This window comes from Cytobacillus oceanisediminis 2691 (assembly GCF_007678455.1).
GTDB classification, from domain to species: domain Bacteria; phylum Bacillota; class Bacilli; order Bacillales; family Cytobacillaceae; genus Mesobacillus; species Mesobacillus oceanisediminis_A.
Genome location: NZ_VEEP01000002.1, coordinates 407,197 through 420,725 on the forward strand (window position 1 = coordinate 407,197; position 13,529 = coordinate 420,725).

Annotated in this window: 14 protein-coding genes and 1 pseudogene; 9 read left to right on the plus strand and 6 right to left on the minus strand. The window is 45.2% G+C overall.

From position 1 onward, the window contains the following. Positions 1–230: 230 nt before the first annotated feature. Positions 231–437, minus strand: a pseudogene (locus FS736_RS05445) (ABC transporter permease); the annotation flags it as partial. A 200-nt stretch (positions 438–637) separates the two neighbouring features. Beyond that, a complete protein-coding gene (locus FS736_RS05450; RefSeq protein ID WP_144475340.1) occupies positions 638–871 on the minus strand; it encodes an ABC transporter in 234 nt (77 codons plus the stop codon). Positions 872–1,036: 165 nt separating this feature from the next. Here FS736_RS05450 and FS736_RS05455 point away from each other — a divergent pair, with 165 nt between their 5' ends. Continuing rightward, on the plus strand, positions 1,037–2,776 hold the full coding sequence (locus FS736_RS05455) for an ABC transporter ATP-binding protein (RefSeq protein ID WP_144475341.1): 1,740 nt from the start codon (positions 1,037–1,039) through the stop codon (positions 2,774–2,776). Positions 2,777–3,078: 302 nt separating this feature from the next. Here the strand turns inward: FS736_RS05455 and FS736_RS05460 are convergent, their stop codons facing one another. Next, on the minus strand, positions 3,079–4,314 hold the full coding sequence (locus FS736_RS05460; RefSeq protein ID WP_186326673.1) for a helix-turn-helix domain-containing protein: 1,236 nt from the start codon (positions 4,312–4,314) through the stop codon (positions 3,079–3,081). A gap of 198 nt (positions 4,315–4,512) precedes the next feature. Here FS736_RS05460 and FS736_RS05465 point away from each other — a divergent pair, with 198 nt between their 5' ends. From FS736_RS05465 to FS736_RS05475, 3 genes are all read left to right on the plus strand, one after another. Continuing rightward, a complete protein-coding gene (locus FS736_RS05465; RefSeq protein WP_144475343.1) occupies positions 4,513–4,875 on the plus strand; it encodes a hypothetical protein in 363 nt (120 codons plus the stop codon). Beyond that, positions 4,875–6,440, plus strand: a complete 1,566-nt coding sequence (locus FS736_RS05470) for a sodium/solute symporter (RefSeq protein WP_251543348.1) — start codon at positions 4,875–4,877, stop codon at positions 6,438–6,440. Before FS736_RS05465 ends, FS736_RS05470 begins: the two co-directional genes overlap by 1 nt. A gap of 184 nt (positions 6,441–6,624) precedes the next feature. Beyond that, complete coding sequence (locus FS736_RS05475) at positions 6,625–7,854, plus strand: DUF438 domain-containing protein (protein ID WP_144475345.1); 1,230 nt, start codon at positions 6,625–6,627, stop codon at positions 7,852–7,854. 37 nt (positions 7,855–7,891) lie between these two features. On the opposite strand, the gene FS736_RS05480 is transcribed toward FS736_RS05475, so the two are convergent. Then, a complete protein-coding gene (locus tag FS736_RS05480) occupies positions 7,892–9,139 on the minus strand; it encodes an MFS transporter (protein WP_313959705.1) in 1,248 nt (415 codons plus the stop codon). Between the two features lie 383 nt (positions 9,140–9,522). Here FS736_RS05480 and FS736_RS05485 point away from each other — a divergent pair, with 383 nt between their 5' ends. The 5 genes from FS736_RS05485 (at position 9,523) to FS736_RS05505 (ending at position 11,534) form a co-directional block, all read left to right on the plus strand. Beyond that, positions 9,523–10,020, plus strand: a complete 498-nt coding sequence (locus FS736_RS05485) for a DUF2269 family protein (RefSeq protein WP_144475346.1) — start codon at positions 9,523–9,525, stop codon at positions 10,018–10,020. A 64-nt stretch (positions 10,021–10,084) separates the two neighbouring features. Beyond that, positions 10,085–10,453: a PH domain-containing protein gene (locus FS736_RS05490; protein WP_144475347.1), complete on the plus strand. Its 369-nt coding sequence runs from the start codon at positions 10,085–10,087 to the stop codon at positions 10,451–10,453. Between the two features lie 339 nt (positions 10,454–10,792). Beyond that, positions 10,793–11,008 (plus strand): DUF1659 domain-containing protein, encoded by a 216-nt coding sequence (locus FS736_RS05495; RefSeq protein ID WP_144475348.1) that lies wholly within the window; start codon positions 10,793–10,795, stop codon positions 11,006–11,008. A gap of 36 nt (positions 11,009–11,044) precedes the next feature. Further along, the gene (locus tag FS736_RS05500) at positions 11,045–11,263 is read left to right on the plus strand and encodes a DUF2922 domain-containing protein (protein ID WP_144475349.1); all 219 of its coding nucleotides are present in this window, start codon (positions 11,045–11,047) and stop codon (positions 11,261–11,263) included. Positions 11,264–11,333: 70 nt separating this feature from the next. Then, a complete protein-coding gene (locus FS736_RS05505; RefSeq protein ID WP_144475350.1) occupies positions 11,334–11,534 on the plus strand; it encodes a YvrJ family protein in 201 nt (66 codons plus the stop codon). A gap of 125 nt (positions 11,535–11,659) precedes the next feature. Here FS736_RS05505 and FS736_RS05510 read toward each other — a convergent pair whose 3' ends face one another. Together FS736_RS05510 and FS736_RS05515 are read right to left on the minus strand one after the other, a co-directional pair. Beyond that, positions 11,660–12,274, minus strand: a complete 615-nt coding sequence (locus tag FS736_RS05510) for a LysE/ArgO family amino acid transporter (protein WP_144475351.1) — start codon at positions 12,272–12,274, stop codon at positions 11,660–11,662. Between the two features lie 313 nt (positions 12,275–12,587). Further along, on the minus strand, positions 12,588–13,448 hold the full coding sequence (locus FS736_RS05515) for an AraC family transcriptional regulator (protein WP_144475352.1): 861 nt from the start codon (positions 13,446–13,448) through the stop codon (positions 12,588–12,590). Positions 13,449–13,529: the final 81 nt, after the last annotated feature.

The following is a 13,529-nucleotide window of genomic DNA, read 5'->3' on the forward strand; positions in this document are numbered from 1 at the left end:
GATTAATATAGCGAGTTTTTCATTTTTATAGCGACTTTCTAATTAATATAGCGAGTTTTTCATTTTTATAGCGACTTTCTAATTAATATAGCGAGTTTTTCATTTTTATAGCGACTTTCTAATTAATATAGCGAATTGGAAATTCCCTGGTCTTTTTTTCAGTTAAAAATGCAGCGAGAACCTTTTCAGGCGTCCGCCGCACTTTTTCCAAATTCAACAGATCCGCATGTCTATTCATATCTCATAGATTCAATCGGATCGAGTGCTTGATGCTTTATTGGCCGGCAGCAGTCCGAAGACGACGCCAATGATCATCGAGTACAGCTTGGCGCCGGTCACGACTGGCCATCCTTCAAAATACGAAATCAATGGTGCCCACCCCAGCCGAACAGGATGCCAAGTACGCCGCCTATCAGTGTCAGTAAGTTGCTTTTCACTTCTTGTTTACGAGATTGATATATAAAAAGTTTCAATATCTTTAGAACTAAACCGGGAGATTAGGGTTATCATGTTGTGGGTGTTATTGTCCTACAACAAAAAAACGACAGACACCCCGATAGCATCGAGTTTGTCTGCCGTTTTAAACAACCTTAAATCAGTGATTGTTCATACGAATTTTTCATTTTCGCTCCTAGCACTAACCTCCGAAACAACAACGCCATAACATTCGAATGAGGCAGTAGGCAAACAGGATGACCACGATTAACCCAATGATGCCTACAATGGTATTTATTGTACCAGCCAATGCGCCAAGTCCGGCTAGGACCGCAGCGACTAAACCAAAAGTAGACAACAGGATCAATCCTACACCTACAAGGATTCCAAGAAACAAATCGAACACGCTGCATGCAGCATGAACACCGTTACTCATATGCTTCACCTCCAAACTATTGTTCACCTTTATGATATGCATGTACGTCATTGCTTGTTTATAAAAGGGGCGATTTTGTTACCTTTTTATGCAATGCACCCATATTTCCATCTATGCTGAAATTGGTTTATGATGGAATCATCCAGAACGAATAGGAGAATTGTAATGGAGAAAGAGAAACAGCCAACAAGTTTAAAGCCCTTCTTATCACTGATTCTATCCACGAATATTCCAAAGGGGGCTCTTTTTACGGGGATGGCTGCCAGTTTCATCACGACTCTGGCGGGCCTGGCCGTTCCGCTTCTGACTAAGAACCTCGTCGATGGTTTTTCTGTTGAAGCAATCAGCCTTCCGCTGATTCTCGCCATTGGAGCTGCCTTTATCATTCAAGCACTGATCAGCGGGATTTCGATTTACCTGCTTAGTTATGTTGGGCAGAAGGTCGTTGCCCGGCTGCGCGAACGGATGTGGTCGAAACTGATCCGGATGCCGGTGCGTTATTTTGACAAGCAGTCGAGCGGGGAAACGGTCAGCCGGATTGTCAATGACACCAGTATCGTCAAGGAGCTGATCACGAGCCATTTCCCGAATTTCGCCACGGGTATCATCTCGATCATCGGCGCTGTGGTGATCTTGTTTGTGATGGATTGGAAAATGACTTTGCTGATGCTCATTTCTGTTCCGCTGACGCTTGCCATCATGATCCCGCTGGGCAGGAAAATGGCGAAAATCGCACGTGGCCTGCAGGATGAGACAGCTATTTTTACCGGTCATATCACCCAGACGCTCGGAGAAATTCGTTTAATGAAGGCTTCCACTGCCGAGAAAATTGAAGAAGAGAACGGTTTTAACGGAATTGGCAAGCTGTTCAACTATGGCTTGAAGGAAGCGAGGATTTTTGCCTTGATTGGGCCAATCATGCAGCTGATGATCATGGTCGTCATCGTCATCATCATCGCTTATGGCGGCATGCGCGTGGTGAACGGAACCATGTCGACAGGCGCACTCATCGCCTTCCTGCTTTACTTGTTCCAGATAATCATGCCAATCACCTCATTTGCGATGTTCTTCACGCAGCTGCAAAAAGCAAAGGGAGCGACTGAACGCATCATCGAGATCCTGGACCAGCCACTTGAGGAAAATGGTGAGGGTGTTGAAATGGATATCAGCAACAAGCAGATCACGATTGAACAGGTTTCTTTCGCTTATAGTGAAGAGGAATCAGTCATTGAGAGAGTTTCGCTGGAAGCACAGCCCGGGCAGATGGTTGCCTTCGTAGGGCCGAGCGGCGGCGGAAAAACGACGATGTTTGGACTGATTGAGCGGTTTTATGAACCAACCCGGGGAGAAATCAGAATTGGCGATACGAACATCCAGCAGCTTTCACTGAATTCGTGGCGAAGCCAAATCGGCTATGTTTCACAGGAAAGTGCGATGATGGCCGGAACCATCCGCGAAAACCTTTATTACGGACTGGAAAATGGCGATAAAATCCCGGATGAAGTCCTTTGGGAAGTGGCAAAAATGGCGTATGCCGATCAGTTCATCGCAGATTTTCCGAAAGGGCTTGATACCGAAGTCGGCGAACGAGGCGTCAAACTGTCAGGTGGACAAAGACAGCGGATCGCGATTGCCCGTGCCTTCCTTCGCGACCCAAAAATTCTGATGATGGACGAAGCGACAGCCAGTCTCGACAGCCAATCAGAAGGCATCGTCCAGCAGGCACTCACCCGGCTTATGGAAGGCAGGACGACATTTGTCATCGCCCACAGACTTTCCACGATCGTCAATGCCGACAAGATCGTTTTTATCGAAAAAGGACGAGTGACCGGTATGGGCACACATCAGGAATTGATCCAGTCGCATGATTTATATAGAGAGTTTGCCGAACAGCAGCTGGCATAATATTAAAAGGAGTTTTCTTCCATAGTACTTTGGAAAGAAAACTCCTTTTTTCATCAGCTTCAAAACAAACATTTTTTTGCAGTTTGTATGAATTCCGAACCATATAGACTATCCTCATGAATGAATCCATCTATCTTTTGCCAGATTGCTAAATCTTTTGAAAACAAACCTGTTCAAGATCCACTATTTCCTTTTTGCTATGAAACTCCTCGTATTCTAATCAAACCGATCTTCTAAATGATCATCATACGACTGATTATAGTAGCCATCAAAAAAATATCTTAAATAATAAAATCTCTCATCTATACGAAAATAACTTCCTCAGTAGCACGATAGTCCCTTGGTGACAGCCCAACATATTTTTTAAAAGTGCCGCTGAAGTAGTTGGGGGTGTTGTACCCTAGTTCTTCAGCGATGGCTTCTATGGTGTGGTCGGTGTGGCGCAGCAGCCAGACAGCGCGCTGCATGCGGACGAAGGTGACATACTCGACGAAGTTCCGTCCGGTTTCTTGTTTGAAAATCCGGCTGAAATAGGGAACGCTGAGATTGATTTGATCGGCAACTTGCTTGATGGATAAGTCTTCTGTACAGAACCGGGAAATATACTCGGTGCACTTTGTAATTTGCACGTCATTCGTAATTTCCTCGAAGTAGCGAAGCTGAAGCCTTTCATATGGAGACGTCCGCCTGGCCTTGCATGCTTCCTTGTAGGAATGGTGCAGGAGCAGCGGTTCGCGGTAAACGGAACCAACACCAATATAAAGCTGGATACCGTATTCAGTTTCGAGTGACTCAATGGTCTCCAGGATACTGGCCTCTCCCTCTTTCCAATGCTTCATTGAGCCATATTCGGTCTGCAGTTGGAGCAGCATGAGCAAATGTTTTCGATAGGATAGGAAAGTGAGCTGTTGCCCTTCAAACTGCTTTTTAAAAGAATCCTGGATGACAATTGATGCCTGCCAGCCTTCTTCCCTCCGCTTAGCTGGACAGCGGACGAATCCCTGTATGAACAGGACTACGTTAGAAAAAGCTTCCCCCGGGAGGAAGAAACGCGATTGCAGCAGCTCCTCCTCAGTCTGCACATCACCTGATAAAAGCCTGCGCAAAAAGGCTTCTTTAAAAGGAAGGGTATTGCCTCCAACACCCGAATCCGCAACGATAGAATGAAATAATTCGTCGCTTTCTGTGAATCTATTGATTTCTGTTTCGATTTCATCGATCGCTCGCTTCAATGTGCGCAGAAAGACGCGCTGCTTAACTGATTTTACAAGAAGGTATGTCAGCTTGAACTCGATTGCCAGTGGAGAGGTGTGCAGCAAGGACGGGTCGAGCAGCGGAATGATCCGGCAGCCTTTATTCCGTTTGCGGAAACGGTGTATTTTTACCCAATCATGCCATTTGTTCACTTCAATAATGGCGATATGTAAATCATTCTCATGTTCTACAAGCTTGCAACTCTCCTTGCATTCTTCATGGATCCAGCCGCCAAGCTTCTGATATTCCCTCTCATCTTCAACGGAAAGCAATATACGATACAAAGCCCCCACCCCCTTTCGAACATTCATATCAATGTATAAAAATAAAAATAATCTTAAATATTTGTATATTTCTGATAATTTATTGTAAGGCATTGGACAATTCTCTGTCGTAAAATCAATTTAATCATATCACGGCTTGCTTAAAGGAGGGAAATGATTACCAGCGGCAGGCAAATTTTTTTCAAGGGGGAGTCATATTTGGCAGGGGATTATCGGGAGTATAATTATGTAGCGGCTGATACAATTGACGTTAAAGATTTAAAGCCGCTTGATCCGGAAACAAAGAAAATCATGAAAAGTGAATTCAGTACTGGCATTAAACTTACGCTCTTTTATTATGTTTTTATCCTTTCGATTCCTATTTTGAACTGGTATGCAGGGGATTTCATGTTCTCGCGCATGTGGGGCGGCATGACTTACAGCTGGTTCTTGACCTCGATCATCGCAATGGCGATGGCGTTTATCATTGCATTTATCCATACAAATTTATATGAAAAGCGTCTGAAGCAGCATCAAGCACAGCAATCTGCATCTTCTGCTGACGGAAGGAGGATCGGCTGATGTCCACTTTCCTTGAACCAAAATTCCTGTTAACCATGATTTTGATGGGTACTATTGTCTACATTACCTACTTGACCAAAAGAAGCGCGACGGCTTCCGACTACTTCGTCGGCGGGCGCAGCTTCGGCTGGTTCACGAACGGCTCGGCTATTGGCGGCGACTATTTGAGCGCAGCCACCTTCCTTGGAATTGCCGGCCTCACCTATCAGTTGGGCTACGATGGCGCGTATTATGCATTCTGCTTCTCAATCGGGCTGACATTGCTCGCGATTTTCGTCGCTGGACCGCTTCGCCGCTTTGGTGCCTATACTGTCGCCGACTTTCTGGCCTATCGCTTCCACAGCCGCCGGGCGCGTCTTGCAGCCGTGGCTGTTGTCCTGGCGATATCCGGTTTTTATGCAGCCCCTCAGCTGCTTGGTGCAGCCCAGATCCTGAGCATGTTCTTTGGGACTAGCTACGAATTCGGAATCATCTTCACCTGCTCTGTAATGATTTTCTATGTAGGAATCGGAGGCATGAAGGGAACCACGCTTAACCAGGCGCTTGAATTATGGATTCGCCTTGGAGCGTTCCTCCTTATGGTCGGTGCGGCCATCTGGGGCGGGCTCCATTACCAAGAAATCCTTGCATCTATTAATGAGTTCAAAGGGACGATCACGGGTACAGCAGGCTTCACGACTGACGGAAAAGATATCCCGTTCGATGGCTCCGTCTGGACTGGAACAGGCAACTACTTCCCGTCCTTCTGGCAGACCATTTCGATGACAATCGGGCTTTCCCTTGGAACAATCGGCCTGCCGCACATCCTTTTGCGCTTCTATACAAACCCAAGCGCGAAAGCAGCTCGCAGATCTGCCCTGATGGCCATCGGGATTGCAAGCGTATTCTTCCTGTTCGCTGTTTACCTTGGAGTAGTTGGACGCTCAATCTTCCTGACTGGTGAAGCGGATCCGGCTGTCATGAAAGACCTGATTGCCGGCGGAAACAACATGGTCGTTCCGTCGACAGCACAGGCACTTGGCGGAGAATGGCTGCTTGGCCTTGTCATCGCCGGAGCTTTCGCAGCTGTCTTCTCGAATCTTTCCGGGCTGTTCATCGCAAGCTCCGGTGCCCTGGCCCATGACTTGTACGCAACTTTCTTCCGTAAAAATATTACTGAAAAAGAGCGTGTCATCGCTGGAAAAGTCTCAATCATTGTCCTTGGTGTATTGTACGGAGCGCTTGGCCTGATGGTAAAAGAAGCCTCCATCGGCCACCTCGTCGCCCTCGCCTTCACGGTGGCGGCAAGCACCTTCACACCAATCTTTATCCTTGGCATCTGGTGGAGGGGAATGACGGAAAAAGGAGCAATTGCCGGCCTTGTCATTGGCCTTGCCGCATCCATGTATATGATTTTCTTCAAGACCACCCTGCCGGAATTCCTGCAATTCAACGTACCGGGAATCATCACAGTCCCAATCGGATTCCTGTCCGTGTACATTGTCTCGAAGCTTGATCGCAAGGTACCATCTGATGTAAATGAATTTATGAAGCAAGTCCATTCTAAAGAATCTGAGGCAGCATAAGCATTTCCAGGACCCCGGGAGATTTCCCGGGGTCCTTTCTTCTTTTTATAGTCCATACTCCTTCTAAGGATGAATTCTTTTTAAAGAAATGATTTACATCACTACTTCAAGTCTGGATAAGTGGTATTTTTACGATATGAAACATGATGAACTGCATCCTATACACTCTGGGAGGAGCATGGACATGAGTGAAATGATAAATAATCGTGAATTGAAAGCAATGGATCCTACAAAACGTAAGGCAACTTTAAAGCAGCTTTTTAAAGATCTTCATGATGGAAAAAATGTGAATGAGGTCAAAGCCCATTTTGATGCTTTTATTGGAAAAATAACGATCGATGAAATCGCCGGTCTTGAGCATGTTGAGCTGGCCGAAGGAGATTTGTCAGTGGCGGAAATGCAGCGGATCTATTCCGCTCATTCTGAGATGTTTAAAGGGGCGATCGAACAGGCCTACTCCATGAATGGACCGGAGCATCAGCCAGGACATCCCGTTCACACCTTCGAAATGGAAAACCGTGAGATTGAACAGCTTTTACAAAATAGACTTCGAGTTCATCTTGAACAATTTGCCATAGAAGACAGCACCGAGAATATCAATCTTCTGCTAGAGGATTGCAGCCTTCTCTATGACATTGACAAACACTACAGCCGCAAAGAAAACTTGATTTTCCCATACCTTGAAAAGTACGGGATTTACGGTCCAACGACAAATATGTGGAGAATTGACGATTTCATCCGCGACGGAATCAAATTAGCGAAGAAAAAATTGACCAATTATGATGGCGATCAAACTGGCGTGATCGAAGAGGTCCAGTTTGTCCTCAGAGAAGTAAGTGAGATGATTTACAGAGAAGAAAACATCCTTTTCCCGATGGCCTTGCAAAACTTTACGGAGGATGAATGGGTAAAAATCGCCCGTGAAAGCGATGCGATCGGCTATTGCCTGACAGCCCCTGCTGAGGAATGGAAGCCGGCCAGAAAACACATCGACGCAGACGCCATATCTGAAGGCTATATTAAAATGGAAACGGGAATCCTTTCCCTTAAGCAGCTCGAATTGCTGCTTAACCATCTGCCGGTCGATATCACCTTCATTGACCAGGATGATGTCGTCCGATATTTTTCACATGGAAAAGAACGAATTTTCGCTCGTACAAAAGCCGTCATCGGCCGGACCGTCCAGAACTGCCACCCGCCCAGAAGCGTCCATGTCGTCGAAGACCTATTACGCGATTTTAAATCAGGCAAAAAGGATACCGAAGACTTTTGGATTAAGGTCCGTGACAAATTCGTCTACATCCGTTACTTCGCAGTTCGTGGCGAGGACAACCAGTACATCGGCACCCTCGAGTTCACGCAGAACATCGACCCAATTAAGGCGATTGAAGGTGAAAAGAGGATTTTGTCGTAACAAGAAAAGGAGGCCCTTAAAAAGGACCTCCTTTCCCTTATACTCCCTCTTCCAGGCTTACCTTCGGAGTCTTTTTCATCAAAGGAACCAAAACGATAATCCCAATAAAGAGCAGGATTGCTGCAGTTTCATAAATGTAAACAATAGAAAGATGCGTTTTCAGCCATCCTGCTGCTGACATGGTGATGACCATCGCCCCCATAAAGACTGGGTTAAGGATACCATTCACGCGCCCAATGAAGGATTCTTCAGTGTTTTGTAAAATCATTGTATTGATTCCGATGTGAATGCATGGCATGAACAATCCGGAGAAAAATTGTGCCGTCAATGTCAGCCAGAATACGGTTGATAATCCCATCCCGATAAACCCGATTGCACTGGCAGCCAAACCGATCGCCAGCAGCACCTGCGGCTGAACCTTCCTCGAAATCGCAACTGTGATGCCCCCGCCCAGAATCATTCCCACTCCAAATGCGGCCATTAGCCACTGCAGCTCTTCCTTAGGCAATCCCAGCCTTTCGGTAATCAGGAATACGCCAAGCGGCTGCGTCAATCCGATGGCAAGACCTGCTGCCGCGAAACATCCTCCCAGCAATGACAACGCCCTGCTGTTCAATACATAGCGGAATCCTGCCTTCATCTCTTCCATCAGTGTCGTTTTTGGTTTTTCAGCGTCAGGTTCCTTGTCTGCAGGCAGCATCAGCAACACCGCCGCGGAGCAAATGAAGGCAACTCCCATGACAGCGACAGATGCGAGAATCCCGAAGCGCTGATAGACAAAGGTCCCAAGAACTGGACCAAGAATCATAAAGAGCGCAAAGACCGTCTGGTACATCGACATCCCCATCTGCACAAGCTCCATCGGTACATGCTGCTTGAACAGCTTCATTCCTGACGGCTGTGAAAATTGCGACAGGATGGAAGAAACCAATGTAGCGAAGAAAATCATTTTCCAGCTGCCAAAAAACAGCGTCAGCAGCACCGCAAAAACAGATACGGCACTTAACAGATCACACCAGATCATCGTCCTCTTCGGCCGCCAGCGATCCGCGAACGTCCCGCCTATAAACGAAAACAAGAAAATCGGTGCGAATTCAGCAACAGATATCAATGAAACCGCAATCGGGTTTTCGTTCGTCTTCTCAATCACATATAACAGTATCGAATAATTCCGGACCCAAATCCCGATTTGCAGAAACAGCACCGAAAGCAAAATTGTCCGGATTACCTGATTTTTAAACAATGCACCCATGCCCACTTTTTGGTCATGTGTCATTTCCGACATAAAAAAGCCCCCTATTCTAAACTGGATAGAGAGGCACTTCAACCACAAAAAGAACACAGAACATACCACGGCATATTCCTATTTAACATTGAGTTCTCAGAAGGGCAGGCCTAATCCTATCCAGAAAAATTGATGTATTCCAATTCATTCTCAAACAGGATTAGTTATTCATCGCCCCAAGTCACCCTTCCATAAAATAGTATTACCATACTACCCGAAAACAGAATTCAAATCAATACGGTAGGAAGCATAGAGACTGTTGCCTTTTTACGGTAAAAATAAGACCACAGTCGTACTGATGTTTAAGGCTGTGGAACATTATTGGATTGTCCCCCTCCTTCTATAATAAAAAAGCAGCATAAAGTAACCTGGAGGTATAGGACATGAAAAAAATAGGGCCTAAAGGCTTAAGATGGTTAAAAATATTGCACGTCTTTCTGGTGGTGTTATTCTTTGGAGGGATTTTGAGCTCCGTAGCGTTAAACCTCCATATTGATTTCACTCAATATGACGAGGCCTACCTTGGCTACAAAAATATCATCACGATCAGTGACCAGATTGTCAGATGGGGAGCGATCGGAACCCTTCTGGTCGGCTTCATATATGGCTTCTTCACCAATTGGGGATTTTTCAAGCATAGATGGGTTGGCGTGAAATTCGTACTGTATATCATTCAAACAATTGTCGGGATCTTTGTAGTGGACGCGCTGATGGTCGAAAATATGGAGTTACTCGAGACACAAAAGGAAGCAGCATTAAGCAATCCCATCTTCATGCAAAATCACGAAACAAGGCAAATTGCAGTCTATTTTCAAGTTGCCGTCACCATTTTCATCTTTATCATTTCCTTTATAAGACCCTGGAAAAAGAAAAAGATTTAGCAGGTATTCCCATTAAAATACAGAATTAAAGAAAGGAAGATACTTATTTCAGGAGGTTATCGTAATGGTCGCAACTCAAGCAATCTTAGCATGGACATTCATCTCCGAATGCCCAATCCCAAACGATGTGGATGAACTTTTAGTGGAAGGGGAGACAGCAGTCGCCGCCTATAAAACCATCCGCGACAGTGCAATTTTCACCAACAAGCGATTGATCGTCCGGGACGCTCAGGGACTTACCGGCAAAAAAGTCGAAATCTACTCCCTGCCTTACTCTTCCATCAACATGTGGTCCACCGAAAACGCCGGCAGCCTGTTTGATGTGAACGCCGAAGTGGAACTATGGACCAGGGCAGGCCATATCAAGGTCAACCTGAAAAAAGGCGTCGACATCAGGAAGTTCGATAAGCTGATTGCCGAGGCGCTTCTGTAACAGGAGATGGGAAAGCATTCCTTGTTTATGAACAGGAGTGCTTTTTTTTTGCCTGAATAATAAAATCTTCTTTTTTATTCCCTCAGGAAAATCCTATTGAGCCTTCTTTTTCCTTCTTCGCCTTTCGGTTTGTCCGATACAGCCCTTCTTTCGGACACTTTTCCCTTCTTCTCCTTCCGTTTTGTCCGATACAGCCCTTCTAACGTACACTTTTTCCTTCTTCTCCTTCCTTTTTGTCCGATAGCAATCAATCTCTCTACTAGATTCCCGAAAAAATTTTCTCACCCTGTCCTTTTCTCTTCCCCATCTGTATATAGAAGGTGAAAGGAGGTGAGTAAGATGGCAATGGCGATGTTGAAGGATTCGAATATGAGGCTTGTGTTCGAGGCTGGTCTTGATGAAAAGGGCGAACCGATCTTCAAGGGCAAGACGTACCGCTATGTGAGAAAGGAAGCGACTCCTGATCAGGTCCAGCAAGCGGCTGTGGCTCTTGGCGGCCTGAGCGCAAACTTGTTAAGCTCTGTGGAGCGTAACGACAGTTTCGATATCATCTAATCTGGCATTCTATCAATCTAATAGGAGGTGAAATACATGGCTAAAACTCTTGAGTTGCAATTCGCTACTGATCTTGGCAAATTCGCCAAGCTGACGGTTGATAACCCTACAGAGCCTGTCGATCCAGCGGCAGTCAAGCTGGCAATGGAGCAGATCATCGCTTCCAACGCGTTCCTGCTAACGAATGGCACCCTTGTCGCCGTTGACAGTGCTCGTATCATCGAACGCAATGTAACAGACTATGAACTGATCTAATAAAGCTTGAGCCGGTCTACTAACTGAGACCGGCTCTTTTTATAACAACTAAAGAAAGGAGGAATCGCAAATGGAGCAGCTGATTCCGTTCATCAGCGACGTGGGGTTCCCGATTGTCGTGACACTCTACTTGCTTCACCGGATTGAAGCCAAGTTAGATACCGTCGTCCAATCAATCCAGAGCTTGCCGGCGAGATTGCAGGAAAGGCCTGACCCTGAGACGATGTATCCAGTCAAAGTCAACCAGGATCCAATTCGCGAAATAAACTGACCCATCGGCCATCTTTCAAAGATCCGTTTAGGTTGCATCTTTAAAAAATAATGAATGGCGTGCAAACTGACATCAGTTTTGGCACGCCATTTTTGTGATTTTTTCATTTTTTAGTTTCACTTGTATTATTGATTAAAAGACAAAAAAAGATACCCTGCCGCCGCCCACATGACCAAGGCTGATATCTTATTCAGTATCAGCAAGACTTTTCCGGACTTATCAATTTTTCCAGTGATCCTCCCAATATAGGAAATCGCAAAAAACCAAATCCATGAAACCAAAATCGCTGTAACCGTAAATATTACTTTTTCTTCCCCCTCGTATCTGATGGAGCTTGTTCCAATTACCCCAACAGTGTCCATAATGGCATGTGGATTCAGTAAAGAAACAGAAGCTGCAAATAATATTTGTTTCTTAATAGAAAATTCCTTTGCAATTGAACCTTTTTCATTATTTGGTTTACTGTTCCATGTGATCCATCCCATATAGACTAAAAAAATTATTCCTCCACCGACTAAAATAACTTTAAACCAAAATGAACCCAGAATGAGCAAGGATACTCCTAAAACAGATACCGAAATTAACAGGGTATCGCATAAAGCAGCTGTTATTACAGCTGGAAGTACATTCATATACCTTGGCTGTAATGCCCCTTGATTAAAGATAAATACATTTTGAACACCAAGCGGCAAGATTAATCCAAGTGCAAGTATAAATCCATGAATAAATGCTTCTAACATCAAAAGCTCTCCCATTTGTTTCATATTATTAATCTTATTTTATTTTGAAACTGTTCCTATGTCTCCAACCAATCAGAGGAATCCAATTCAACAAAGCTTTAGAAAAAGGTTTATTTTTCACCGAAATTGCCCGAAAAGATGACTCCCTGCCTGTCATTTATATGATGGTTAAAAAGCTAATTATTCCCCTTTGAAAAATACGCTGGCAAAATAGGGAAATGGCGTGGGTAATACCCTCGCCATTTGCTATGCCCCCTCGGACTTATCGGTTTCTTTTCATTTAATCAAACGATTGATTAATAAGCAAAAAAAGCTATTTTACCGGTATCCAGACCTCTGAATAGTAATCTGGAGCAGCTGAATTCCCTGCTGTATAAACCTCCAGCTCCGGGGTGCCGGCATGCTGGTAGCCACTGGATGGAAACCATTCTGTAAAGATTTGCTTCCATACATTTTGCATGGCGTCCGGCATTGGACCGTGGACTTCGAAGATCGCCCACTTGGAAGCAGGAATCTCCATTTTCAAATAGCCATCAGGTGTTTCTCCATCATATGCCGCAGCGACCCAATAATCCATCTGCTTTTCCTGTATTTTGCTTTGGTCTGCACAGACACCAAGAAGACCTTTTACATGCCCATTGTTTTTACTTAACAAGAAATCGCATGTTCCATCCTGGTTTACCCTGTCCCACAGTTTAGGAATACCGGCTAGATTTTCACCATTCGCATAAGAATATTCCTCTTTAATTCCAATCACTTCAAAACCTTCCTGTTCCACCACTCTGTACTGCATCGGTTCCGCTCCCTTCAGACTCACCTGGATTCCCAGGCGGCTATATGATTTCAGCTTCCCAGTGTACTTTCTCGCTTCACTTGGCGAAATGCCATGCTGCCTGCGAAAAGCCTTCGTAAATGCTTCGGGAGTGTCATAGCCATATTTCAGCGCAAGGTCAATAATCCTGGCATCGCTGCTGCACAGTTCACCTGCTGCCAGCGTCAGTCGTCTGCGCCGCAAGTACTCACCGACAGATATATCTGTCAAAAGGGCAAACGTACGCTGAAAATGGAATGGAGATGAATTGGCCTGTCTGGCAATCTCCTCCACCGTTATTTCCTCGAGCAGATGCTCCTCCATATAGTCAATCGCCCTTTGCAAAGCTTCAATCCACGCCATACAACTCACTCCCTTAAAAACATCCTATCAAGTTTCCATTCAGCAATCCGGTCCATTTGTGCTCACTTATGTCAGTAATTT

Coding starts and splice junctions, on each gene's coding strand:
- FS736_RS05475 (WP_144475345.1), top strand. CDS start 6,625: ATGAGTGAAATGATAAATAATCGTGAATTGAAAGCAATGGATCCTACA.
- FS736_RS05510 (WP_144475351.1), bottom strand. CDS start 12,274: ATGTTAGAAGCATTTATTCATGGATTTATACTTGCACTTGGATTAATC.
- FS736_RS05470 (WP_251543348.1), top strand. CDS start 4,875: ATGTCCACTTTCCTTGAACCAAAATTCCTGTTAACCATGATTTTGATG.
- FS736_RS05515 (WP_144475352.1), bottom strand. CDS start 13,448: ATGGCGTGGATTGAAGCTTTGCAAAGGGCGATTGACTATATGGAGGAG.
- FS736_RS05495 (WP_144475348.1), top strand. CDS start 10,793: ATGGCAATGGCGATGTTGAAGGATTCGAATATGAGGCTTGTGTTCGAG.
- FS736_RS05455 (WP_144475341.1), top strand. CDS start 1,037: ATGGAGAAAGAGAAACAGCCAACAAGTTTAAAGCCCTTCTTATCACTG.
- FS736_RS05490 (WP_144475347.1), top strand. CDS start 10,085: ATGGTCGCAACTCAAGCAATCTTAGCATGGACATTCATCTCCGAATGC.
- FS736_RS05480 (WP_313959705.1), bottom strand. CDS start 9,139: ATGTCGGAAATGACACATGACCAAAAAGTGGGCATGGGTGCATTGTTT.
- FS736_RS05505 (WP_144475350.1), top strand. CDS start 11,334: ATGGAGCAGCTGATTCCGTTCATCAGCGACGTGGGGTTCCCGATTGTC.
- FS736_RS05450 (WP_144475340.1), bottom strand. CDS start 871: ATGAGTAACGGTGTTCATGCTGCATGCAGCGTGTTCGATTTGTTTCTT.
- FS736_RS05500 (WP_144475349.1), top strand. CDS start 11,045: ATGGCTAAAACTCTTGAGTTGCAATTCGCTACTGATCTTGGCAAATTC.
- FS736_RS05485 (WP_144475346.1), top strand. CDS start 9,523: ATGAAAAAAATAGGGCCTAAAGGCTTAAGATGGTTAAAAATATTGCAC.